This window comes from Stenotrophomonas sp. YJH_SMC_127 (assembly GCF_059372445.1).
The window spans coordinates 41,423-62,135 of record NZ_JCAFVO010000008.1; the positions used below are offsets into that span (position 1 = coordinate 41,423).

Sequence of the window (20,713 nt, forward strand, 5' to 3'; positions counted from 1 at the left end):
GACCCGGCCCGCCTGTGGCGGGCCGGCTCCCCCGGTAGTGCCGGCCGCTGGCCGGCAAACCCTTAAGGGGTCGGAGCCCCCTGCGGGGGATCCGACCCCTCCGCCGACCTGGGGTCGGATCCCCCGCAGGGGCTCTGACCCCGGCCCCGGCTACCCCCGATTCAGGCTGTTCAGGCAGAATCGCCCCATACCCTTCCAGGATCTGCCCATGCGCGTTCTGCTGCTTTCCTCCCTGCTGCTCACCGTCACTGCCTGTACCTGGGTGCCGATCGAACCGGCCGGCAAGGCGACCCGCGTGTTGCCGGCAGGTCCGGTTCCGGCCGGCTGCATCGCCAAGGGCGAGGTGGTGGTCACCGTGAAGAGCAAGGTCGGCTTCTACAACCGCAACCCGCTGCGCGTGCAGGAAGAGCTGGAAACCCTGGCCCGCAACGAGGCCCCGAGTGCCGGCGCCAACGCCGTACAGGCCGCCGCCGCGCCCGCCGATGGCAGCCAGCGGTTCGCCGCGTTCCAGTGCCCGCCGCGCTGAACGCTTCACCATACGGCCAAGCCTGAATTCGTAAAGATGCGGTGAAGGCCCCGGGGGTTATAGAATAGCGCCCCCTTTTGCCTGAGCCTTGGCGCTAACCTCGATGCTCTTCAAGAATGTCTCGATCGCCGGCCTGGCACACGTTGATGCGCCGCATACGCTGACGACCAAGGAAATCAACGAGCGGCTGCAGCCGACGTTGGATCGCCTCGGTATCCGCACCGACGTGCTCGGCGATATCGCCGGCATCCATGCCCGCCGCCTGTGGGACAACGGCGTGCTGGCGTCCGATGCCGCCACCATGGCCGGCCGCAAGGCGCTGGAAGACGCAGGCATCGATGCGACGCAGGTCGGCCTGCTGGTCAACACCTCGGTCAGCCGCGACTACCTGGAGCCGTCCACCGCCTCGATCGTGTCGGGCAACCTCGGCGTCAGCGACGAGTGCATGACCTTCGACGTCGCCAATGCCTGCCTGGCCTTCATCAACGGCATGGATATCGCGGCGCGCATGATCGAGCGTGGCGACATCGACTACGCGCTGGTGGTGGATGGCGAGACCGCCAACCTGGTGTACGAGAAGACCCTGGAGCGCATGACCGCCCCGGACGTCACCGCCGACGACTTCCGCAACGAGCTGGCCGCCCTGACCACCGGTTCGGGCGCCGCCGCGATGGTGATGGCGCGCTCGGAACTGGTGCCGGATGCACCCCGCTACAAGGGTGGCGTGACCCGTTCGGCCACCGAGTGGAACCAGCTGTGCCTGGGCAATCTGGACCGCATGGTCACCGATACCCGCCTGCTGCTGATCGAAGGCATCAAGCTGGCCCAGAAGACCTTCACCGCCGCGAAGATCGCCTTGGGCTGGGCCGTGGAAGAGCTGGACCAGTTCGTGATCCACCAGGTCAGCCAGCCGCACACCGCTGCGTTCATCAAGAACTTCGGCATCGACCCGAAGAAGGTCATGACCATCTTCGGCGAGCACGGCAACATCGGCCCGGCCTCGGTGCCGATCGTGCTGAGCAAGCTCAAGCAGCTGGGCAAGCTAAAGAAGGGCGATCGCATTGCACTTCTGGGCATTGGTTCCGGCCTGAACTGCTCGATGGCCGAAGTGGTCTGGTAAGCAGCCCGCTGCCCGACCTCCTGTAGAGCCGAGCCATGCTCGGCTCACGCGCGCAGCGCGGCTCTTCCGCAGCGGACCGGAGAGCAGCCGAGCATCGGTTCGGCTCCACATTGCGCCGCGACTCTCCCTAGGTGCTCCGCATGCGCGATCTTCCCGGTTACCCCGCCCACCCGCAGCGCTTCGAGGTTCGCCCCGGCCTGTCGATGAACTATCTCGACGAAGGCCCGCGCGATGGCGAAGTGGTGGTAATGGTGCATGGCAACCCGTCGTGGAGCTATTACTGGCGCACGCTGGTGGCCGGCCTGTCGGACACATACCGCTGCATCGTGCCGGACCACATCGGCATGGGCCTGTCGGACAAGCCCGATGACAGCCGCTACGAGTACACGCTGCAGTCGCGCGTTGACGACCTCGATGCGCTGCTGAAGCACCTGGGCATCACCGGCCCGGTGACCCTGGCGGTGCACGACTGGGGCGGCATGATCGGTTTCGGCTGGGCGCTGTCGCACCACGACCAGGTCAAGCGCCTGGTGGTGCTCAATACCGCCGCGTTCCCGATGCCGGCGGCGAAGACGATGCCGTGGCAGATCGCGCTGGGCCGCCACTGGAAGATCGGCGAGTGGATCATCCGCAGCTTCAATGCGTTCTCGTCCGGTGCCTCGTGGCTGGGCGTGGAGCGGAAGATGCCGGCCGACGTGCGCCGCGCCTACGTGTCGCCGTACAACAGCTGGGCCAACCGCATCAGCACCATCCGTTTCATGCAGGACATCCCGCTGTCGCCGGCCGACAAGGCCTCGTCGCTGCTGGAGCGGGCCGGCAAGGCGCTGCCGTCGTTCGCCGACCGACCGGCCTTCCTCGGCTGGGGCCTGCGCGACTTCGTGTTCGACCACCACTTCCTGAAGGGCTTCCAGGCCGCGTTGCCGCAGGCCCAGGTGCATGCCTTCGAGGACGCCGGGCACTACGTGCTGGAAGACAAGCACGAAGTGCTGGTGCCGGAGATCCGCGCTTTTCTGGACAAGAACCCGATCTGATCGGTGTGCCGACCAACGGTCGGCACACCCGAAGGGTTGATGAGGTTGCCGGCCAGCGGCCGGCACTACCATTACGCGGCGACCGGTGCCTGCGGCGGTGAGGACGGGCTGTTGCCGTTGTCGTCCGGGTGATCGTCGTCATTGTCGGCGTCATCGCGCCAGCGCCAGTCGGCCAGCGTCAGCGGGTCCAGGCCGTAGGCGATGCGTGCCTTGTCGCACTGCGGGCTGGCCTTGCCGTACTCCCACGATGCATCCACCTCACGGCACACGCTGGGCCGGTTGGGGTGGATGGTGCAGCGTGAGTACACGCCGATCTGCGCGTCCAGCGCCACGCAGCGCACCGGCTTGGAGTGGGTGCCGCGCATGCACAGGCGGTGCGGGTCCAGCACCTCGGTCAGCTGGTGCGGCACGCCGCCGGGGGTGACCTCGTCCGATTCCATCCAGTGGAAGGCCACGCGGTATTGGGTGCAGCAGGCGCCGCAGGTCATGCAGGGATGTTGCATGGGCAAGCCGCCTCGGGCGGCAGTCGGAATCAGGAACGAGGGTGCGGATTTTCCACGAAGTGGGCCGCCGCGCAAGAAATTCCGTAAGCGGCGACAATGAACGGATGAACCGACCCTGCAACATTGCCGCGCGCCTGCCTGAACTGGCGCGTGAACGCCCTGACCAGATCGCCATCCGCTGCCCGGGCCGCCGGGGCGCCGGCAACGGCATGGCCGCCTACGATGTCACCCTGGATTACCGCCAGTTGGACGCCCGCAGTGATGCCATGGCCGCCGGCCTGGCCGGCTATGGGATCGGCCGTGGAGTGCGCACGGTGGTGATGGTGCGGCCGTCGCCGGAGTTCTTCCTGCTGATGTTCGCGTTGTTCAAGCTGGGCGCGGTGCCGGTGCTGGTCGATCCGGGCATCGACAAGCGCGCGCTGAAACAGTGCCTGGACGAGGCGCAGCCGCAGGCCTTCATCGGCATTCCGTTGGCGCACGTGGCGCGGCTGGCGCTGCGCTGGGCGCCGTCGGCGACCCGCCTGGTCACCGTTGGCCGCCGCCTCGGCTGGGGCGGTACCAGCCTGGCTGCGCTGGAGCGCGCCGGCGCCAAGGGCGGGGCGATGCTGGCCGATACCGATGGCGAGGACATGGCGGCGATCCTGTTCACCAGCGGCTCCACCGGTGTGCCCAAGGGCGTGGTCTACCGCCACCGCCACTTCGTGGGCCAGATCCAGCTGCTGGGCAGCGCGTTCGGCATGGAAGCGGGCGGCGTGGACCTGCCGACCTTCCCGCCCTTTGCCTTGTTCGACCCGGCGCTGGGCCTGACCTCGGTGATCCCGGACATGGACCCGACCCGGCCGGCGCAGGCCGATCCGGCACGCCTGCACGATGCCATCCAGCGCTTCGGCGTGACCCAGCTGTTCGGCTCGCCGGCATTGATGCGGGTGCTGGCCCGGCATGGCCGGCCGTTGCCGACGGTGACCCGGGTGACCTCGGCCGGTGCGCCGGTGCCGCCGGACGTGGTCGCCACCATCCGCAGCCTACTGCCGGCCGATGCGCAGTTCTGGACCCCGTACGGCGCCACCGAGTGCCTGCCGGTGGCGGTGGTCGAGGGGCGTGAGCTGGAGCGTACCCGCGCGGCCACCGAGGCCGGCGCCGGCACCTGCGTGGGCAGCGTGGTGGCCCCCAACGAGGTGCGCATCATCGCCATCGACGACGCCCCGCTGGCCGACTGGTCGCAGGCGCGCGTGCTGGCGGTTGGCGAAGTGGGAGAAATCACGGTGGCTGGCCCGACCGCCACCGACAGCTACTTCAACCGCCCGCAGGCCACGGCCGCCGCGAAGATCCGCGAGACGCTGGCCGATGGCAGCACCCGCATCGTCCATCGCATGGGTGACGTGGGCTACTTCGATGCGCAGGGCCGGCTGTGGTTCTGCGGGCGCAAGACCCATCGCGTGGAAACCGCACAAGGGCCGCTGTACACCGAACAGGTCGAGCCGGTGTTCAATACCGTGCCCGGCGTGGCACGCACGGCACTGGTCGGCGTTGGCCCGGCGGGTGCGCAGGTACCGGTGCTGTGCGTGGAACTGCAGCGTGGCCAGAGCGACAGCCCGGCGTTGCAGGAAGCGCTGCGTGCGCATGCCGCAGCGCGCACGCCTGAGGCCGGCCTGCAGCACTTCCTGATGCATCCCGCGTTCCCCGTCGATATCCGTCACAACGCCAAGATCGGCCGCGAGAAGCTCGCCGTCTGGGCCAGCGCCGAACTGGAGAAGCGCGCATGAAGATCCTGGTCACCGGTGGTGGTGGTTTCCTTGGCCAGGCGCTGTGCCGCGGGCTGGTCGAACGTGGCCACCAGGTGCTGGCGTTCAACCGCAGCCACTACCCGGAACTGCAGGCCATGGGCGTGGGCCAGATCCGCGGCGATCTGGCCGATGCGCAGGCAGTGCTGCACGCGGTGGCCGGCGTCGATGCGGTGTTCCACAACGGCGCCAAGGCCGGCGCCTGGGGCAGCTATGACAGCTACCACCAGGCCAACGTGGTCGGCACCGACAATGTCATTGCGGCATGCCGCGCGCACGGCATCAACCGGCTGGTCTACACCTCAACGCCCAGCGTGACCCACCGCGCCACGCATCCGGTGGAAGGCCTGGGGGCCGACGAGGTGCCGTACGGAGAAGACTTCCAGGCACCGTATGCGGCGACCAAGGCGATCGCCGAACAGCGCGTGCTGGCCGCCAACGATGTATCGCTGGCGACGGTGGCACTGCGCCCGCGCCTGATCTGGGGCCCGGGTGACCAGCAGCTGGTGCCACGCCTGGCCGAGCGTGCACGTCAGGGCCGCCTGCGCTTGGTCGGCGACGGCAACAACAAGGTCGATACCACCTACATCGACAACGCCGCGCTCGCGCATTTCCTCGCTTTCGAGGCATTGGCGCCGGGTGCCGCGTGTGCGGGCAAGGCCTACTTCATTTCCAACGGCGAACCGCTGCCCATGCGCGAGCTGGTCAACCGGCTGCTGGCCGCTGTTGGCGCGCCGACGGTGGACAAGGCGATCAGTTTCAAGACCGCCTATCGCATCGGCGCGGTCTGCGAACGGCTGTGGCCGCTGCTGCGCCTGCGTGGCGAGCCGCCGCTGACCCGCTTCCTGGCCGAGCAGCTGTGCACGCCGCACTGGTACAGCATGGAGCCGGCCCGCCGCGATTTCGGCTATGTGCCGCAGGTCAGCATCGAAGAAGGGCTGCGCAGGCTGAAGGCTTCATCTGCTGCATAGATCGCCGTCACTGGTTGCACACCGCAGGATCGGGAGGATGGACCCACGCCATCCAAGGCTCGACCACCCGCGAGGAGCGCCATGCTGCATTACGCCATCATTTTCTTTGTCATCGCCATCATCGCCGCCGTTCTGGGCTTTTCCGGCATTGCCGGCGCCGCAACGAACATCGCCTGGATCCTGTTCGTGGTGTTCCTGATCCTTGCGGTGATCTCCATGTTCCGCAAGCGCGGCTAGCCGGTAGTGCCGGCCGCTGGCCGGCATCGCTTTCCGCAGAGTCGAGCCATGCTCGGCTCTGCGGGCGATCACAACGCTACACGGCGCTGTGCAATCCGCGATCGGCTTCGTGACGCTCCAGTGCCAGTTCGATCAGGCGCGTAATCAACGTCGTGTAATCGACTCCGCTGGCACCCCACAATTTCGGGTACATGCTGATGCGGGTGAAGCCCGGCAGCGTGTTGACCTCGTTGATGACGATCCCGCCGCCAGCAGTAAGGAATACGTCCACGCGCGCCATGCCGGCACACTCCAGCGCCTGGTAGGCCTGCAGTGCGATCTGCTGGATGCGCGCCTGGGTTGCGGCATCGATATCCGCAGGTACCACCACCTCGGCGCCAGTTTCGTTGATGTACTTGGTGTCGTAGGCGTAGAACTCGTCGTGCACCACCACCTCGCCGCACAGGCTGGCCTGCGGGTGCGCGTTGCCCAGTACCGCGCACTCGATCTCGCGGCCGACCACCGCCGATTCCACCAGCACCTTGTGGTCGTAGCGCAGCGCCAATGCCAGTGCCTCGGCGAAGCCCGCTGCGTCCTTGACCTTGCTCACGCCCACCGACGAACCCTGGTTGGCCGGCTTCACGAACAGCGGCAGGCCGAGCTGTGCGATCACCGCATCGACATCGACCGTTGCCGCCTGGTGGCGACGGATGCACAGCCACGGTGCCACCTGCAGGCCAGCGTCGCGCAACAGGCGCTTGGTCACGTCCTTGTCCATCGCCACTGCCGAACCCAGTACCGGCGAGCCGACGAAGGGCAGGTTGGCCATGCGCAGCAGGCCCTGCAGCGCACCGTCTTCGCCCAGCGGCCCATGCACGATCGGCAGCACCACATCGATCTGGCCCAGCGCGCTGGCCGGATCGGACGGCTGCAGCTGTGCCTGTTCCGCACCCGGGCGCACCGCCAGCGACTGGCCCGAGCGATGCAGCGCGATGCGCGACGGATCATCGGCGTTGATCAGGAAGGTGTCCGGCTGGTTCAGATGCCACTGGCCCTGCTTGTCGATGCCGACCAGCACCGGCTCGAAGCGCTCGCGATCAAGCGCATCGAGAATGTTCTTCGCCGACTGCAGTGAAACCTCGTGCTCGGAGGATTTGCCCCCGAAGATGATGCCGACCCGGGTCCGTGCCATGGGAATGCGATGTCCTGTGCGTTGCGTGGCCGTACAGCATGAACCTTCCATAGCCACCCAGGTGAGGCACAGATGAATCACCGGGCTGCCGGCTCGGGTAGCGGCCAACCATGGTTGGCCCCCTGACATCCAGCGCCGACCAAGGTCGGCATCTACCAACGCCAGATCCCATCAGCATTGGGGTCAGAGCCCGTTGCGCAGCAACGGGACCCACCCCGCCATCTCACGGATCGCCAGCTTTTGATGTTGATCTTGCCGGCCAGCGGCCGGCACTACCGCGGGTGCCGGGCGGCAGCCCGGCGCAAGCCCCCCACCCACGCAGGTAGAATGCGCACATGGCTCTTTCCCTGCTCAAGTCCCTCAAGCCGGTCGCTGGCCGCGCCCTGCAGATCGCCCTGAACCGCGCGCTGGCGCTGGATCCGGATACCCGCCATGCACTGGCCAGCCTCGATGGCCGGCACATCGACCTGACCCTGGAAGCGCCGTCGCTGGCGATGCGCATCAGCGTCGACGGCGACCAGTTGCGGGTCGGCCCGGTGGATGCGCAGGAAGCCGACCTGGCCGTGCGCAGTAGCCTGGCCGGTGTGCTGGCGCAGCTGCCGCTGCTGGCCAACGCACGGCGCGGCGAGTCCAATAACAAGGGCCGTGTACGCGTGGCCGGTGACGCCGAACTGGCGCGACGCCTGCAGCAGCTGGCCAAGGGCTTCGATCCAGACTGGCAGCAGCCGTTCGTCAGCGTGTTCGGCGAGGTACTGGGCGTGCAGGTGGCCAACACCCTGCGCAGCGCCCTGCAGCACGCGCGCCAGGGTGCGATCGATCTGGCCCACAGCGCTGCCGAGTTCATCACCGAGGAATCGCGCGACGTGGTACCGCGCGCCGAACTGGATGCCTTCCACGATGATGTGGACGTACTGCGTGATGACGTCGAGCGCCTTGGCGCGCGCGTCCAGCGCCTGCGGGGTGCCGCATGAAGGCCGTGCTGCGGGCAAGCCGCATCGGCCGGGTGATCCTGCGCTACCGCCTGGACGACCTGCTGCACGGCACGCCGGCTGAGCGCTGGCTGCGCCTGGCCAAACCGTTCGTGCCGCGTGCTTCGGCCGACATCGCTGTACAGTCGCGCGGTGCGCGCCTGCGCCTGGCGCTGCAGGATCTCGGCCCGATCTTCGTCAAGTTCGGCCAGATCCTGTCCACCCGCCGCGACCTGGTGCCGCCGGACGTGGCCAACGAACTGACCCTGCTGCAGGACCGGGTCAAGCCGTTCGACGGCGATACCGCGCGCCGCATCGTCGAGGAAGCACTCGGCCTGCCGGTCAGCGAGGCATTCGCCAGCTTCGATACCGAACCGCTGGCCTCGGCCTCGATCGCACAGGTGCATGCGGCCACGCTGGCCGATGGCCGCCAGGTGGTGGTCAAGGTGCTGCGCCCGGGCATCGAGAAGCAGATCGACGCCGACATCGCCCTGCTCAACTCGCTGGCCGCCCTGGTCGAGCGTACCCATCCGCGTGCCGACAAGATCCGTCCGCGCGAAGTGGTGGCCGAAGTCGAGAACACCCTGGCCGCTGAGCTGGACCTGCAGCGCGAAGGCGCCAATGCCAGCGTGCTGCGCCGCTTCTGGGAAAACAGCGACGACCTGTACGTGCCGGAAGTGATCTGGAGCCACACCGCCGAGCGCGCGCTGACCCTGGAGCGCGTGTGGGGCATTCCGTCCGATGACATCGCTGCACTGGACAAGGCCGGCATCGACCGCAAGGCGCTGGCCGCCAAGGGCGTGCGGGTGTTCTACACCCAGGTGTTCCGCGACAACTTCTTCCATGCCGATGCGCACGCCGGCAACATCTGGGTCGATACCGATCCGTCGCGTCGCGCCAACCCGCGCTTCATCGCGCTGGACTTCGGCATCATGGGCCAGCTGTCGCAGGAAGATCAGTACTACCTGGCCGAGAACTTCATGGCCATCTTCAACCGCGATTATCGCCGCATCGCCGAACTGCACGTGCAGGCGCGCTGGATGCCGGACAACGTGCGCATCGATGATCTGGAAGCGGCCGTGCGTTCGGTGTGCGAGCCGTACTTCACCCGCCCGCTGTCGCAGATCTCGCTGGCCGAAGTGCTGATGAAGCTGTTCCGCGTGGCGCAGCGCTACCAGCTGACCCTGCAGCCGCAGCTGATCCTGCTGCAGAAGACCCTGCTGAACATCGAAGGTGTCGGGCGCCAGCTGGATCCGCAGATCGACATCTGGGCGGTGGCCAAGCCGGTGCTGGCGAAGATCCTGCGCGAGCGCTACAGCCCGCGTCGGGTCGTGCGCGAGATCGGCAAGCGCTTGCCGGAAATCATGACCCACGCGCCGGACATGCCGCGCCTGGTACATGCCTGGCTGACCCAGCAGGTGGAGGGCCGCCATGAGCTGGCGATGCGCTCGCGCGATCTGGTCGCGCTCGATGCCAGCGTGCAGCGCCTGCAGAAACGCGCGGTCGGTGCGATCACCGGCGTCGGCCTGCTGGCCATCGCCGCACTGGTGTACGTGCTGCAGCCGCCAGGCTGGTACTGGGGCGACCTGCCGATGTGGAGCTGGGTGTCCGGTGCCGTCGGCGCGCTGGCGCTGGCGCGCGCGTGGTGGCGCTGAAGCCTGTTGATCGAGGGTCGGCGGCATCACGCGCCGCCGACCAGCCACGGCTCTACCAGTGGTAGCCCAGGCCCAGGTGCGACTGCACGCTCTGGAAGCGGTCCAGGCGCGTCCTGTGCCAGGTCTTGCCAATGCCCATGTCCAGCACCAGATGCTCCCCCAGCGGCTGGCTGCGGCGCAGGAAGGCACGACGTGCATCGTGTTCGCGCAGCAGCAGCGGATCGGAATCGGCGGTGTAGCCGGAAGTACCGCTGCCCAGCCACAGCTGGGTCGAACCACCGCCCTGCGCATCCTTCAGGCGTAGTGACAGCGTGGTGCCATGGCCGTCGGGCCCATTGGACTGGCGATGCCGCTCGTGGCGCAGTGAGGTGGTCACGCGCGGGAAGTAGTGCGAGGCACCTACCGACCAGCCACTCACGTATGCGCCGGCATGGTACTGGGCGTACTTGCCGCCCACGCTCAGCACGGTCTGCGGTGCCACCTTCCACTGGAAGTCCTGGTTGAGCTGGCGGTTGACGAATACCGGGTCATCGTTGGAGGCGGTGAAGGCGGTGCGGGTCGAAAAGCGTTGACTCCAGCGCTGGTGCAGGGAGCCCTGCACCCGATTGCCGCTGAAGCGCTTGCTGCCGTAGTCGCGTTCACCATGGGCCAGGCCCAGATGCCAGCGGCTGTCACCGCTGCGACCGGCCACATCCACGGTCTGTACGTCGCGCTTGCCAAAGCCATCGGTGTAGTCGGCATGATCCAGCTGCACCGAGACCCGGTCGATGCCGGCATGGGCGCTGGACACAGCCAGCAGCAGGGCGCACGGCAGTGCGCCACGGATGATCAATCGCATGGGGTTACTCCAGGGGTTGGGAATGCAGCGACTGCAGCAGCCGGTAGCGACCGGGCGGCAGGTTTCGTTCCACGGTGATGCGCGGGCCGAACTGGCTGCCCGGGGCGACGATGCGACCGGGCAGGATGATCACGCCGACGCCCAGCGCGGCACCTTCGCCGATCCAGGCGCCGAGCTTGTCGCGCTGGCTGTCGATGACGGTGTCGCCGATGTGGACGGTGACCGTTGCGCCATCCAGGCGATGGTTGCTGGTACGCACCAGCGCGCCCAGGTAGGCACGGGCGTCGACGCGGCTGTCGGCGATGAAGCACTGCGGGCCGATGCAGGCGCCGTCGCCGATCAGTGCGTTCTTCAGTTCACTGGCAAAGCCGATGCGCACACCGTCACCGATGTGCAGCGGACCGCGCAGCAGTGCGTTGTTGCCGATCAGGCAGTCGCGGCCGATCGATACCGGCCCCTGCAGCTGGGCGCCGTCGCAGATGCGGCTGCCAGCGCCGATCCGCACCTCGCCCCGCACGATCGCACGCGGCGAAACCTGGGCGCTGGAATCGACGTGGGGTGGCAGCGTCGATAGCGCGTCGGCCATGGCGGCGAGGTCATTCCACCACATGCGGATACCTGGTCGGCTTGTCGCGTGCCGGCTCGCGGCCGGTAAACAGCCCGGCCACGCCATGCATCAGCCAGATCGCATAGGCGAGCAGCACGTACAGCATCGAGAACGCGGCGGCAGGGACCAGCGACGCGCGGCGGTGGTGGATCGCACTGATCACCGCCAGCAACATGACGATGCCGATCCAGAACAACGGCATCACCGACAGGGCGAGGCCACCCGGCCCATGCAGCTGGGCCGCACCGAACCAGACCTGCAGCGTCAGCACGATGCCGGCAAGGGCAAGCAGCATCATCGGCAGGATGCTGAACACGCCGAAGCGGGTCAGCAGCAGGCCGCGATGCAGGCGCATGCATACCGCATAGCCGACGATCCAGCGTCGCCAGCGCCGCCATTCCTCCACCAGCGTGTTGCATTCCTGCGGGTAGACCACGCAGCGCACGCTCTGGCGGACACGGTAGCCCTGCGCGACCAGCGACCAGGACATGTCCAGGTCTTCGACGCGGGTACGGTCGGAGAAACCGACCTTGCGCAGCACCGAGGTGCGGAACAGGCCACACGAGCCGGAGACGATGAACGGTGCGCCGCCCAGCCATTGCTGGAAGCTGCGCTTGATGACGATCATCGGCAGCTTCAGGCTGGCGCGCACATGCGGCAGGAAGCCGGCACCCTGCAGGCTGGACGAGGGTACGCCACCGACCGCATCGGCACCGCGCTCGATCTCGTCCAGCAGGTGGCCCAGGCCATGGCCGCGCGGATCGATGTGGGTGTCGGCGTCGGTCAGGAACACCTGCTCGGCGGTGGCGTGCCGCAGGCCATGCATCAGCGCGCCGCCCTTGCCGGTGTTGACCTGGTGCACGGCCACGAGGCGCCCGGGCCAGCGCGCCTGCAGCGCATCAAGTACCTGGGCGGTGTTGTCGGTGGAACCGTCGTTCACGCAGATCACCCGTGCCACGTAGGGGTTCTGCAGCAGGCCGGTCAACGAGCGCTCCAGGCACGGCGCTTCGTTGTAGGCCGGCACGATCGCATCGATGCTGTACAGGCGCGTGCTGGGGCGACGCGAGGCCTGCACGCACACACGCACCAGGATGAAGGCACACATGGCCAGGAACAGCAGCGTTTTCATCACAGCACCAGCCGGTAGGGCACGAAGCCCTCACTGGGGCCGATGCCGATCTGCTGGCCGCGGAACTGCGCGTGGCAGCGCAGGTGGTCCTCCTGCATGTAGTGGCGATCGCCCTGGCTGGCATGCTCGCGCAATGCGTGGATCTTCAGGTCCAGTTGTGCGCTGATGTCCTCGAACACCTGCGGTGCGAACTGCGGCAGGGTGCTGGGGCTCTCGTAGCAGAGGATCTGCGGGATGCTGCGGCAGGCGATGATTGACGCTTCATGGACGGTGCGATGGTCCTGGTGGTGGTCTTCGCCGCACATCGTGTAGACGCGATGCGGTGCGATCTGCGCGCAGGCCTGCTCGATCACCGCGACGATGTCGTTGCGGCAGGCAGGAAAGCGCGTATCCGGGAAATCCTGCTGGATCACCTCGGTCACACCCAGGCGGCGCAACGCGCGGTGGGATTCGTCGCTGCGGTCGATGCCGGCATGGCAGCCACGGCCACCACGGCTGAGCACCAGCGCATGGATGCGTGCACCGTCGCGGGCCAGCTTGGCCAGGCTGCCGCCGCAACCGAGTTCGATGTCGTCGGGGTGGGCGCCGATTGCCAGAATGTCGAGAACCATGGCCGTGTCCTTGCGGAAACCAATGAGGGCCGCGGGCCGGTGGACCATCCCGCGTGAAGAAGGCGGGAACTATCGCAACCTCATCGGAGTACAGGCTTAAGAGAAGTACGAAATGTGGCCGGACAGGCCACAATGCTCACCCTTGCTGTGGCAAATGAAAGAAGCAATGACGATGCAGCTTTCGGAATTGAAGAACGAACTGGCACGCTTCGGTGCTGAAAACGACGCGCATGAAACCGAGCGCGCTCGGCGCATGCTCAACATCACGCCGGACACCGGTGAATTCCTGTCGGTGCTGGTGCGTTTCGGCAATGCGCGCCGGGTGCTGGAGATCGGCACCTCCAACGGTTATTCCACGCTGTGGATTGCCGAAGCCGCAGCCGCCATCGACGGCCACGTGACCACACTGGAATACGCCGCGGACAAGGTGGCGATGGCGCGTGACACCTTCGCGCGCAGTGGCCTTGCCGATCGCATCACGCTGGTCCACGGCGATGCCGGGCAGTGGCTGGCACAGGCCGCCGATGCCAGCATTGACCTGCTGTTCCTCGATTCGGACCGCGAACAGTACGCCGGCTGGTGGCCGCAGCTGCGCCGTGTGCTGCGGCGGGGGGGCCTGCTGGTGGTGGACAACGCCACCTCGCACGCCGCGCAGATGGAACCGTTGCGCGCGTTGCTGGATGCCGATCCGGACTTCGGCACCAGCCTGGTGCCGGTGGGCAACGGCGAGCTTCTGGCCGTGCGCAACGCTTGACCGCCGCGCCACCAACCCGGGGTCAGATCCCTTTTCCGCAGGAAAAGGGATCTGACCCCGATCAGGGCGCCCGTATAATCCTGCGGTGAGCACCGAACCTGACACCCTCGCCGCGGTCGAGACCGAAACCGTGCCCCTGCAGCTGCTGCACCTGGACGAGCGCCTGGCCGTGGTCAACAAGCCCGCCGGGCTGATGGTCCACGACAGCAAGCTGGCCCGTGGCGAAGATGATTTCCTGGCCGACCGCCTGCGCGAGCAGCTGGGCCGCCCGATCTTCCTCGTGCACCGCCTGGACCGGGCCACCAGCGGCTGCCTGCTGCTGGCCTTCGACCGCGAGACCGCCAGTGCGCTGGGCAAGGCGTTGATGGGGGGTGAAGTGGCCAAGGACTACCTGACGGTCTGCCGGGGCTGGCCGGCCGAGCTGTCCTGGCGGGTGGACCATGACCTGGACGGCGGGCCGGGCAAGCCGGTGAAGAAGCCGGCGGTCACCGACTTCCAGCGCCTGGCCACCGGCGAGCTGTCGGTGCCGGTGGGTGAGTTCAGCAGTTCGCGCTACGCGCTGCTGCGCTGCCAGCCGCAGACCGGGCGCTTCCGGCAGATCCGCCGGCACCTCAAGCACCTGTCGCACCACATGATCGGCGACACCAGCCACGGCGATGGCCGCCACAACCGCATCTTCCGCATGCAGGGCGTGCACCGCATGCTGCTGCACGCCGAGCGCCTGCGCTTCCCGCACCCGGACGGTGGCAGCGTGGATGTCAGTGCGCCGCTGGATCGCGAGTTCCAGAAGGCGCTGGACCTGTTCGGCTGGCAGGTGGACGACGCCTGATGCTGCTGCGGTAAGCCGAGCGTGGGCTCGGCTCTACAGCCAGCGGCCGGGCGTGGCCCGGCGCACCCCGTTATTTCTTTTCCGGCTCGTTGACGATCGCTTCCAGGTCCTTCTGCAGATCCGCGAACAGCGGCTGCATGCGCGCCTGGATCGCCACCATCACGTTCTGCATCAGCGCCGGGGTCTTGTCCAGCAGGCTCTGGCCGGCCGCGCTCTCGTAGAACTCGGCCATTGCCAGCACGTCTTCCTTGCTGAAGGTCTTCTTGTACAGGTCCACGTACATGGGCCGCAGCTGTTGCCACGACATCGCCTGGCGCAGGGTCTGGCTGGTCCGGGCCTGGATCCGCTTCAGCTGTTCCTGCTGCTGGGCGGTGAGCTGGCGCTGCGCGGCCACCTGCTGGAACTGCTGCTGCTGCATGGCTTCGATCTGCGGCACCATGGTGTCGATCATGCTCTGCGCGCGCGAGGCCGACAGCAGGCGGTTGATGTCGCCGTCGGTCGGCGGGGCGGCCAGGGCCGGAACGCTGGCCACGGCCAGCGCCAGCAGCAGGGCGGCGCGGCGCAGCAGGGACGGCAGGGCGGGTGTGGAGCGGGTCATGCGGGGCTTCCTGCGGTACATGGGACCGCCAGCATACCCGCAGCCCAGGCGAAGGCGGCGTGTTCGGTGCCTGATCGGCGGCATACGGGGCGCGATGGCGTACTTCACCACGTGCCTGCCGCTACAATGCGCGGATGGGCAGTGGACCGGTCACCATCAGCGCGCAGCTTGAAATCCCCGACGGCGAGATCGTCGAGCGGTTCGTGCGCGCCAGTGGCGCCGGCGGCCAGAACGTCAACAAGGTGTCCACCGCGGTGGAACTGCGTTTCGACGTGGCCAACTCGCCCTCGTTGCCCGAACCGTTGCGCGCGCGCCTGCTGGCGCGGCGTGACCGGCGCATGACCGGCGAAGGCGTGCTGGTCATCGACGCGCAACGATTCCGCACCCAGGATCGCAATCGCGAGGATGCGCGCGAGCGGCTGGCGGCCTTCATCCAGGCCGGGCTGAGCGTGCCCAAACCGCGCAAGGCCACCAAGCCGACCCTCGGGTCGAAACTGCGTCGTCTGGACGCCAAACGCGGGCGCGCGCAGATCAAGCGCGGGCGCTCATCACGTGACTGGGAGTGATTGCTTGAACAACCCGACTTCGTTGCTGCCGGCCGTGCCGCCGCAGATGCCGCAGGTCAAACCCAACGCCTTCCTGCGCTGGCTGGCGCGCTGCACCCTGCGCATGGGCGGCTGGAAGGTGACCGGCACCCTGCCGGACATCCCCAGGCTGGTCTTCATCATCGCCCCGCATTCGTCCAACTGGGACGGGCTGTGGGGCATGGCGGCGAAGATCGCGCTGGGCATGAAGGTGAAGGTGCTGGGCAAGGCCTCGCTGTTCTGGTGGCCGCTGGGCCCGCTGCTGCACAAGCTGGGCGTGATCCCGCTCGATCGCAGCTCGCCGCAGGGCACCGTCGGCCAGGCCGTGGACCTGCTGCGCAACAACGAGAAGATGTGGTTCGCCATCACGCCCGAGGGCACCCGCAAGGCGGTGAAGGACTGGAAGGCCGGTTTCCTGAAGATCGCCCGGATGGCTGACGTGCCGATCTTGGCGGCGTATTTCCACTATCCGGAAAAGACCATCGGCATCGGTCCGCTGTTCACCCCGAGCGGCGACGATGTGGCCGACATGGCTGCCATCCGCGAGTTCTACCGGCCCTGGATCGGCAAGACCCGCGGCACGGTCTGAGCCGGTTGCAGGCCGCCGCATAGACGCCACGTCCGGCACATGCCGGGCGAGCGCGACAGGAGTAGGGTGGAGGGCTGGTATCCATACCGTCTGCCCAAGGAGCGTTTTACATGTCGCGTACCGTAGTCCTGGCCGCCGCCATCAGCCTGGCGCTGGCGGCCTGTTCCGGCAAGGAGTCCACCCCCGTGTCCGATGCCCAGAAGACCCCGGCCCAGCAGCCGGCCGAAGCCTCCACCAATCCGCTGCTGAGCGCGAGCACGCTGCCGTTCCAGGCACCGCCGTTCGACAAGATCAAGGACAGCGACTACCTGCCGGCGTTTGAAGAAGGCATGCGCCAGCACCTGGCCGACGTGCGCAGGATCGCCGACAGCAGCGAGCCGGCCACCTTCGACAACACCATCGTGGCGATGGAGCGCAGCGGCGAGACCCTGACCCGCGTGTCGCGCATCTTCTTCGGCCTGGTCCAGGCCGATACCAACGATGCGCGCCAGAAGATCCAGGAAGAAGTGGCGCCGAAGCTGGCCGCGCACCAGGACGAGATCAACCTCGATCCGAAGCTGTTCGCGCGCGTGAAGTCGCTGTACGACCAGCGTGACACGCTGGAACTGGACCCGGTGCAGAAGCGCCTGGTCGAGCACTACTACGACGGCCTGGTGCGCGCCGGTGCGCAGCTGTCCGACGCTGACAAGGCGACCCTGCGCAAGCTCAACGTGGAAGAGACCACGCTCTCCACCCAGTTCCATACCCGCCTGGTGGCCGCCACCGCCGCTGCGGCCGTCGTCGTCGACGACAAGGCCAAGCTGGCCGGCCTGGACGAGGGCGCTATCAACAACGCTGCGGCCGCCGCCAAGGACCGCAAGCTGGATGGCAAGTTCCTGCTGCCGCTGCAGAACACCACCCAGCAGCCGGTGCTCGGCTCGCTGAGCGACCGCGATCAGCGCGCCGCCGTGCTGAAGGCTTCGGAAACCCGCGCCGAGCGCGGCGATGCCAACGACACCCGGCAGACCGTGCAGCGCCTGGCCCAGCTGCGTGCGCAGAAGGCCAAGCTGCTCGGCTTTGACACCTTCGCCGACTACCAGCTGGGCGACCAGATGGCCAAGACCCCGGCTGCCGCGCTCAAGCTGCTGACCGACACCGTGCCGGCCGCCACTGCCAAGGCGCGTGCCGAAGCCGGTGAGATCCAGAAAGTCATCGACGCGCAGAAGGGCGGATTCCAGGTCGCCGCTTCGGACTGGGACTTCTACGCCGAGCAGGTGCGCAAGGCCAAGTACGATCTGGACGAGTCGCAGATCAAGCCGTACTTCGAACTGGACAACGTGCTGCAGAACGGCGTCTTCTACGCCGCCACCCAGCTGTACGGCATCACCTTCAAGCCGCGCACCGACATTCCGACCTACAACCCGGACATGAAGGTGTACGAAGTGTTCGACAAGGACGGCACCTCGCTGGCGCTGTTCTACACCGACTACTTCAAGCGTGACAGCAAGTCCGGTGGCGCCTGGATGGACGTGTTCGTCGAACAGGACGGCCTGACCGGTGCCAAGCCGGTGGTCTACAACGTCTGCAACTTCACCAAGCCGGCCGCCGGCCAGCCTGCGCTGATCAGCTTCGACGACGTCACCACCATGTTCCATGAGTTCGGCCATGCGCTGCACGGCATGTTCTCGAACGTGAAGTACCCGTCGATCGCCGGCACCGCGACCTCGCGCGACTTCGTCGAGTTCCCGTCGCAGTTCAACGAGCACTGGGCGCTGGACCCGAAGGTGTTCGCCAACTACGCCAAGCACTACAAGACCGGCGAGGCGATGCCGCAGGAGCTGGTCGACAAGATCCTCAAGGCACGCAGCTTCAACCAGGGCTACGCGACGACCGAGTACCTGTCGGCCGCGCTGCTGGACCTGGCCTGGCACACGCAGAAGGCCGACGCGCCGCTGCAGGATGTCGGCGCCTTTGAAGCCAGCGCGCTGAAGAAGTTCAAGGTCGACCTGCCGCAGGTGCCGCCGCGTTACCGCACCACCTACTTCGACCACATCTGGGGTGGTGGCTACTCGGCCGGTTACTACGCCTACTTCTGGGCCGAAGTGCTCGACCACGATGCCTACCAGTGGTTCACCGAGCACGGTGGCCTGACGGCGGCCAATGGCCAGGAGTTCCGCGACAAGATCCTCTCGCGCGGCAACAGCGTGGAGCTGTCGACCCTGTACCGCGATTTCCGCGGCAAGGACCCGTCGGTGGAACCGCTGCTGAAGTTCCGCGGGCTGAAATAAGAAAGCGAAAACGGCGGGGGCAACCCCGCCGTTTTTCTTTCTGTAGCGTCGAGCCATGCTCGACGTTCTTCTGTAGAGCCGAGCCCACGCTCGGCTGATGGTTCCTGGAAAGGCAGCCGAGCATGGGCTCGGCTCTACAAACAGCGTTACGTTCCCACGTGCACCCGGTTGGCCTGCTCGGCCAGGCCCAGGTGATCCAGCGCGATATCCAGCGCCAGCACGTAGCTCTGCGCGCCGTAGCCGGCGGCGATGCCCAGGCGCTGGCCGACACCAGCCGGCAGGCACGGCTCGGCTACCGCGCCGTCGTCATGCACTTCCACATAGGCGTTGTGCAGGTAGGGCAGCAGGCGCTGCAGGCGCAGGCTGTTGGCACACGCGCCCGGATCGAGCAGGGTCACCTCGCCGCGGCTGTGATCGGCCACACGCAGCGCATCGAGCAGTTCCTGTTCCGAACCACAGGCACGGATCGCCACGCTGGTGCCGGCGTCGATCGCACGATGCACCAGTGACTTCAGGACCGGTGCCGGCAGCGGCATCGCGGTGCGGATCAGGGCGCCGGCCGCTTCCGGGCCACGGATGATGAAGATCGACATGGCTCAGCCCTCCTGTGCCAGGCGGCGGCCGACAATGGCCAGCGACAACGGGTAGCCGGCCTGCTGGCTGCGCTGGTCGACCACCACGGCGGCGGGACCGTGCTGCAGGCGCAGGCGTGCCTCCAGACCGGGTTCGCTGGGGGCCTGCAGTTCGATGTACTGCGCCGGCAGCCGTTCCAGCGCCGCCTGCAGCGCGCCACCTTCGGCCTGCCATTGCGCCTCGTCAGCGGTACCGACATCCAGCAGTACCCAGTCGGCCGAGCGCGCCTGCGGCTGGCACAGGCACTGGCGTACCTCGGACAGGCTGGCGCAGTCGCTGCACAGCACGCGATGGCCGGCCAGCTGCGCCGGCAGTTGGGGACGCGGTGCCGACGAAGAGGCGTGGCGGATCACCAGGAGGGTCATACAACACCTTGCGGAATGCGCCCTGCGGCGCGGTGGGCACACGATGCGCGCGCTGGCCGTAAAGGTGCGATGCCCGCGGCCGGTCCCGCGCGTAAAACCTGCGTAACCCTTCCTGTAGAGCCGAGCCTGCGCTCGGCTGCTCTGCGCCCCAGTCGGGCAACCTCGACGCTACAAGGAACAAGCCGAGCGTGGGCTCGGCTCTACCGGATCGCGTCGCGGGAACCTCTCCCGCCTGGATGTGGTCTGATGCAGCTACCACCTACCCGGAGCCTGTCATGGATGCTGCTGCCCGTCCTCCCTTGTCCGAACGCGCGCTGGTCTGGCTGAAGAAGGAAGCATTGCCGCTGCTGGTGATGCTCGGCCTGCTCGCCGCCGCCCGCGATACCCTCGCCAACCACTACGTGGTGCCGAGTGGCTCGATGCAGCCGACCCTGCAGCCGGGCGACCGGGTGGTGGTGGACATGCGCGCCTACGGCCTGCGCCTGCCGTTCACCGGCAAGGAACTGATGGCCACCGGCGTCCCGCAGCGCGGTGAAGTGGCGGTGTTCGATTCACCGGCCGACGGCACCCGCCTGATCAAGCGCGTGGCGGCGGTGGCCGGTGACCACGTGCAGATGCGCGAGGGCCATCTGAGCATCAACGGCCAGCCGCTGCAGATCGCCGATCTGCAGGACGTGGAAGCCTTCGGCGAGCGCCGTGCCCGCCTCGACCTGGACATGGGCGGCGGTCCGGACATCGCCGATCTGGTGGTGCCGGCCGGCAAGGTGCTGGTGCTGGGTGACCACCGCGGCAACAGCTTCGACGGCCGCTTCTTCGGCTTCGTCGACGCCGACAAGGTCTACGGCCGTGCGGTGGCGGTGTACTACCGCCGCGGCGACGGTTTCGAGTGGCAGCGCCTGTAAGCTGAATTGATACTTCTTGAGTATCAATCCTGACTTATCAGGTT

General features: G+C 67.4%; 23 protein-coding genes. 14 read left to right on the top strand and 9 right to left on the bottom strand.

Going from position 1 to position 20,713, the window contains the following annotated elements:
* Window positions 1-208 precede the first annotated feature (208 nt).
* From AC5QAB_RS16660 to AC5QAB_RS16670, 3 genes are all read left to right on the top strand, one after another.
* Complete coding sequence (locus tag AC5QAB_RS16660; protein ID WP_005407628.1) at window positions 209-526, top strand: DUF4156 domain-containing protein; 318 nt, start codon at window positions 209-211, stop codon at window positions 524-526.
* Window positions 527-629: 103 nt separating this feature from the next.
* Window positions 630-1,646: a 3-oxoacyl-ACP synthase III gene (locus AC5QAB_RS16665; protein WP_014035559.1), complete on the top strand. Its 1,017-nt coding sequence runs from the start codon at window positions 630-632 to the stop codon at window positions 1,644-1,646.
* A 140-nt stretch (window positions 1,647-1,786) separates the two neighbouring features.
* Window positions 1,787-2,677 (top strand): alpha/beta fold hydrolase, encoded by an 891-nt coding sequence (locus AC5QAB_RS16670; RefSeq protein ID WP_495233503.1) that lies wholly within the window; start codon window positions 1,787-1,789, stop codon window positions 2,675-2,677.
* Window positions 2,678-2,748: 71 nt separating this feature from the next.
* Here AC5QAB_RS16670 and AC5QAB_RS16675 read toward each other — a convergent pair whose 3' ends face one another.
* Entirely contained in the window at window positions 2,749-3,180 is a 432-nt protein-coding gene (locus AC5QAB_RS16675; RefSeq protein WP_029380125.1) for a YkgJ family cysteine cluster protein, read from the bottom strand.
* 104 nt (window positions 3,181-3,284) lie between these two features.
* Here AC5QAB_RS16675 and oleC point away from each other — a divergent pair, with 104 nt between their 5' ends.
* From oleC to AC5QAB_RS16690, 3 genes are all read left to right on the top strand, one after another.
* Window positions 3,285-4,943 carry an olefin beta-lactone synthetase gene (oleC, locus tag AC5QAB_RS16680; protein ID WP_041862955.1) on the top strand — a complete coding sequence of 553 codons (1,659 nt, stop codon included), beginning with the start codon at window positions 3,285-3,287 and terminating at the stop codon, window positions 4,941-4,943.
* Complete coding sequence (gene oleD, locus AC5QAB_RS16685) at window positions 4,940-5,932, top strand: 2-alkyl-3-oxoalkanoate reductase (RefSeq protein WP_014645546.1); 993 nt, start codon at window positions 4,940-4,942, stop codon at window positions 5,930-5,932. The genes oleC and oleD overlap by 4 nt, the downstream gene beginning before the upstream one ends.
* Before the next feature lie 81 nt (window positions 5,933-6,013).
* A complete protein-coding gene (locus AC5QAB_RS16690) occupies window positions 6,014-6,169 on the top strand; it encodes a DUF1328 domain-containing protein (protein ID WP_005407633.1) in 156 nt (51 codons plus the stop codon).
* Between the two features lie 76 nt (window positions 6,170-6,245).
* Here the strand turns inward: AC5QAB_RS16690 and ddlA are convergent, their stop codons facing one another.
* Window positions 6,246-7,340 (bottom strand): D-alanine--D-alanine ligase, encoded by a 1,095-nt coding sequence (ddlA, locus tag AC5QAB_RS16695; protein ID WP_197562052.1) that lies wholly within the window; start codon window positions 7,338-7,340, stop codon window positions 6,246-6,248.
* 335 nt (window positions 7,341-7,675) lie between these two features.
* Here ddlA and AC5QAB_RS16700 point away from each other — a divergent pair, with 335 nt between their 5' ends.
* On the top strand, window positions 7,676-8,311 hold the full coding sequence (locus tag AC5QAB_RS16700) for a ubiquinone biosynthesis accessory factor UbiJ (protein ID WP_005420772.1): 636 nt from the start codon (window positions 7,676-7,678) through the stop codon (window positions 8,309-8,311).
* Window positions 8,308-9,963 carry a ubiquinone biosynthesis regulatory protein kinase UbiB gene (gene ubiB, locus AC5QAB_RS16705; RefSeq protein WP_014645548.1) on the top strand — a complete coding sequence of 552 codons (1,656 nt, stop codon included), beginning with the start codon at window positions 8,308-8,310 and terminating at the stop codon, window positions 9,961-9,963. The genes AC5QAB_RS16700 and ubiB overlap by 4 nt, the downstream gene beginning before the upstream one ends.
* A 52-nt stretch (window positions 9,964-10,015) precedes the next feature.
* Here the strand turns inward: ubiB and AC5QAB_RS16710 are convergent, their stop codons facing one another.
* Genes AC5QAB_RS16710 through AC5QAB_RS16725 form a run of 4 tightly spaced genes read right to left on the bottom strand, consistent with a single transcriptional unit; the run spans window position 10,016 to window position 13,148 of the window.
* Window positions 10,016-10,801, bottom strand: coding sequence for a YaiO family outer membrane beta-barrel protein (locus tag AC5QAB_RS16710; protein ID WP_032962225.1), 786 nt, complete (start codon window positions 10,799-10,801; stop codon window positions 10,016-10,018).
* A 4-nt stretch (window positions 10,802-10,805) separates the two neighbouring features.
* Window positions 10,806-11,411: an LbetaH domain-containing protein gene (locus tag AC5QAB_RS16715; RefSeq protein WP_164109130.1), complete on the bottom strand. Its 606-nt coding sequence runs from the start codon at window positions 11,409-11,411 to the stop codon at window positions 10,806-10,808.
* Complete coding sequence (locus AC5QAB_RS16720; RefSeq protein ID WP_197562051.1) at window positions 11,398-12,537, bottom strand: glycosyltransferase; 1,140 nt, start codon at window positions 12,535-12,537, stop codon at window positions 11,398-11,400. Before AC5QAB_RS16720 ends, AC5QAB_RS16715 begins: the two co-directional genes overlap by 14 nt.
* Window positions 12,537-13,148, bottom strand: a complete 612-nt coding sequence (locus AC5QAB_RS16725; protein WP_014645552.1) for a PIG-L deacetylase family protein — start codon at window positions 13,146-13,148, stop codon at window positions 12,537-12,539. Before AC5QAB_RS16725 ends, AC5QAB_RS16720 begins: the two co-directional genes overlap by 1 nt.
* A gap of 166 nt (window positions 13,149-13,314) precedes the next feature.
* Between AC5QAB_RS16725 and AC5QAB_RS16730 the strand changes: the two genes are divergently transcribed.
* Together AC5QAB_RS16730 and AC5QAB_RS16735 are read left to right on the top strand one after the other, a co-directional pair.
* The gene (locus AC5QAB_RS16730) at window positions 13,315-13,902 is read left to right on the top strand and encodes an O-methyltransferase (protein ID WP_014645553.1); all 588 of its coding nucleotides are present in this window, start codon (window positions 13,315-13,317) and stop codon (window positions 13,900-13,902) included.
* Window positions 13,903-13,987: 85 nt separating this feature from the next.
* Window positions 13,988-14,731, top strand: coding sequence for a pseudouridine synthase (locus tag AC5QAB_RS16735; protein WP_495233504.1), 744 nt, complete (start codon window positions 13,988-13,990; stop codon window positions 14,729-14,731).
* 70 nt (window positions 14,732-14,801) lie between these two features.
* On the opposite strand, the gene AC5QAB_RS16740 is transcribed toward AC5QAB_RS16735, so the two are convergent.
* Window positions 14,802-15,350 (bottom strand): DUF2059 domain-containing protein, encoded by a 549-nt coding sequence (locus tag AC5QAB_RS16740; protein ID WP_401730180.1) that lies wholly within the window; start codon window positions 15,348-15,350, stop codon window positions 14,802-14,804.
* A gap of 113 nt (window positions 15,351-15,463) precedes the next feature.
* Here AC5QAB_RS16740 and arfB point away from each other — a divergent pair, with 113 nt between their 5' ends.
* The 3 genes from arfB (at window position 15,464) to dcp (ending at window position 18,769) form a co-directional block, all read left to right on the top strand.
* Entirely contained in the window at window positions 15,464-15,895 is a 432-nt protein-coding gene (gene arfB, locus AC5QAB_RS16745) for an alternative ribosome rescue aminoacyl-tRNA hydrolase ArfB (protein ID WP_005420755.1), read from the top strand.
* A gap of 4 nt (window positions 15,896-15,899) precedes the next feature.
* The gene (locus tag AC5QAB_RS16750; RefSeq protein WP_049405171.1) at window positions 15,900-16,502 is read left to right on the top strand and encodes a lysophospholipid acyltransferase family protein; all 603 of its coding nucleotides are present in this window, start codon (window positions 15,900-15,902) and stop codon (window positions 16,500-16,502) included.
* Between the two features lie 110 nt (window positions 16,503-16,612).
* The gene (dcp, locus tag AC5QAB_RS16755; protein ID WP_142235528.1) at window positions 16,613-18,769 is read left to right on the top strand and encodes a peptidyl-dipeptidase Dcp; all 2,157 of its coding nucleotides are present in this window, start codon (window positions 16,613-16,615) and stop codon (window positions 18,767-18,769) included.
* A 146-nt stretch (window positions 18,770-18,915) separates the two neighbouring features.
* On the opposite strand, the gene AC5QAB_RS16760 is transcribed toward dcp, so the two are convergent.
* Together AC5QAB_RS16760 and AC5QAB_RS16765 are read right to left on the bottom strand one after the other, a co-directional pair.
* The gene (locus AC5QAB_RS16760) at window positions 18,916-19,362 is read right to left on the bottom strand and encodes a 3-dehydroquinate dehydratase (RefSeq protein WP_004153636.1); all 447 of its coding nucleotides are present in this window, start codon (window positions 19,360-19,362) and stop codon (window positions 18,916-18,918) included.
* A gap of 3 nt (window positions 19,363-19,365) precedes the next feature.
* Entirely contained in the window at window positions 19,366-19,767 is a 402-nt protein-coding gene (locus AC5QAB_RS16765; RefSeq protein ID WP_197561642.1) for a hypothetical protein, read from the bottom strand.
* Window positions 19,768-20,042: 275 nt separating this feature from the next.
* Here AC5QAB_RS16765 and lepB point away from each other — a divergent pair, with 275 nt between their 5' ends.
* Window positions 20,043-20,669, top strand: coding sequence for a signal peptidase I (lepB, locus tag AC5QAB_RS16770; protein ID WP_014645559.1), 627 nt, complete (start codon window positions 20,043-20,045; stop codon window positions 20,667-20,669).
* The last annotated feature ends 44 nt before the right edge of the window (window positions 20,670-20,713 follow it).

Coding starts and splice junctions, on each gene's coding strand:
- AC5QAB_RS16660 (WP_005407628.1), top strand. CDS start 209: ATGCGCGTTCTGCTGCTTTCCTCCCTGCTGCTCACCGTCACTGCCTGT.
- AC5QAB_RS16665 (WP_014035559.1), top strand. CDS start 630: ATGCTCTTCAAGAATGTCTCGATCGCCGGCCTGGCACACGTTGATGCG.
- AC5QAB_RS16670 (WP_495233503.1), top strand. CDS start 1,787: ATGCGCGATCTTCCCGGTTACCCCGCCCACCCGCAGCGCTTCGAGGTT.
- AC5QAB_RS16675 (WP_029380125.1), bottom strand. CDS start 3,180: ATGCAACATCCCTGCATGACCTGCGGCGCCTGCTGCACCCAATACCGC.
- oleC (WP_041862955.1), top strand. CDS start 3,285: ATGAACCGACCCTGCAACATTGCCGCGCGCCTGCCTGAACTGGCGCGT.
- oleD (WP_014645546.1), top strand. CDS start 4,940: ATGAAGATCCTGGTCACCGGTGGTGGTGGTTTCCTTGGCCAGGCGCTG.
- AC5QAB_RS16690 (WP_005407633.1), top strand. CDS start 6,014: ATGCTGCATTACGCCATCATTTTCTTTGTCATCGCCATCATCGCCGCC.
- ddlA (WP_197562052.1), bottom strand. CDS start 7,340: ATGGCACGGACCCGGGTCGGCATCATCTTCGGGGGCAAATCCTCCGAG.
- AC5QAB_RS16700 (WP_005420772.1), top strand. CDS start 7,676: ATGGCTCTTTCCCTGCTCAAGTCCCTCAAGCCGGTCGCTGGCCGCGCC.
- ubiB (WP_014645548.1), top strand. CDS start 8,308: ATGAAGGCCGTGCTGCGGGCAAGCCGCATCGGCCGGGTGATCCTGCGC.
- AC5QAB_RS16710 (WP_032962225.1), bottom strand. CDS start 10,801: ATGCGATTGATCATCCGTGGCGCACTGCCGTGCGCCCTGCTGCTGGCT.
- AC5QAB_RS16715 (WP_164109130.1), bottom strand. CDS start 11,411: ATGTGGTGGAATGACCTCGCCGCCATGGCCGACGCGCTATCGACGCTG.
- AC5QAB_RS16720 (WP_197562051.1), bottom strand. CDS start 12,537: ATGAAAACGCTGCTGTTCCTGGCCATGTGTGCCTTCATCCTGGTGCGT.
- AC5QAB_RS16725 (WP_014645552.1), bottom strand. CDS start 13,148: ATGGTTCTCGACATTCTGGCAATCGGCGCCCACCCCGACGACATCGAA.
- AC5QAB_RS16730 (WP_014645553.1), top strand. CDS start 13,315: ATGACGATGCAGCTTTCGGAATTGAAGAACGAACTGGCACGCTTCGGT.
- AC5QAB_RS16740 (WP_401730180.1), bottom strand. CDS start 15,350: ATGTACCGCAGGAAGCCCCGCATGACCCGCTCCACACCCGCCCTGCCG.
- arfB (WP_005420755.1), top strand. CDS start 15,464: ATGGGCAGTGGACCGGTCACCATCAGCGCGCAGCTTGAAATCCCCGAC.
- dcp (WP_142235528.1), top strand. CDS start 16,613: ATGTCGCGTACCGTAGTCCTGGCCGCCGCCATCAGCCTGGCGCTGGCG.
- AC5QAB_RS16760 (WP_004153636.1), bottom strand. CDS start 19,362: ATGTCGATCTTCATCATCCGTGGCCCGGAAGCGGCCGGCGCCCTGATC.
- AC5QAB_RS16765 (WP_197561642.1), bottom strand. CDS start 19,767: ATGACCCTCCTGGTGATCCGCCACGCCTCTTCGTCGGCACCGCGTCCC.
- lepB (WP_014645559.1), top strand. CDS start 20,043: ATGGATGCTGCTGCCCGTCCTCCCTTGTCCGAACGCGCGCTGGTCTGG.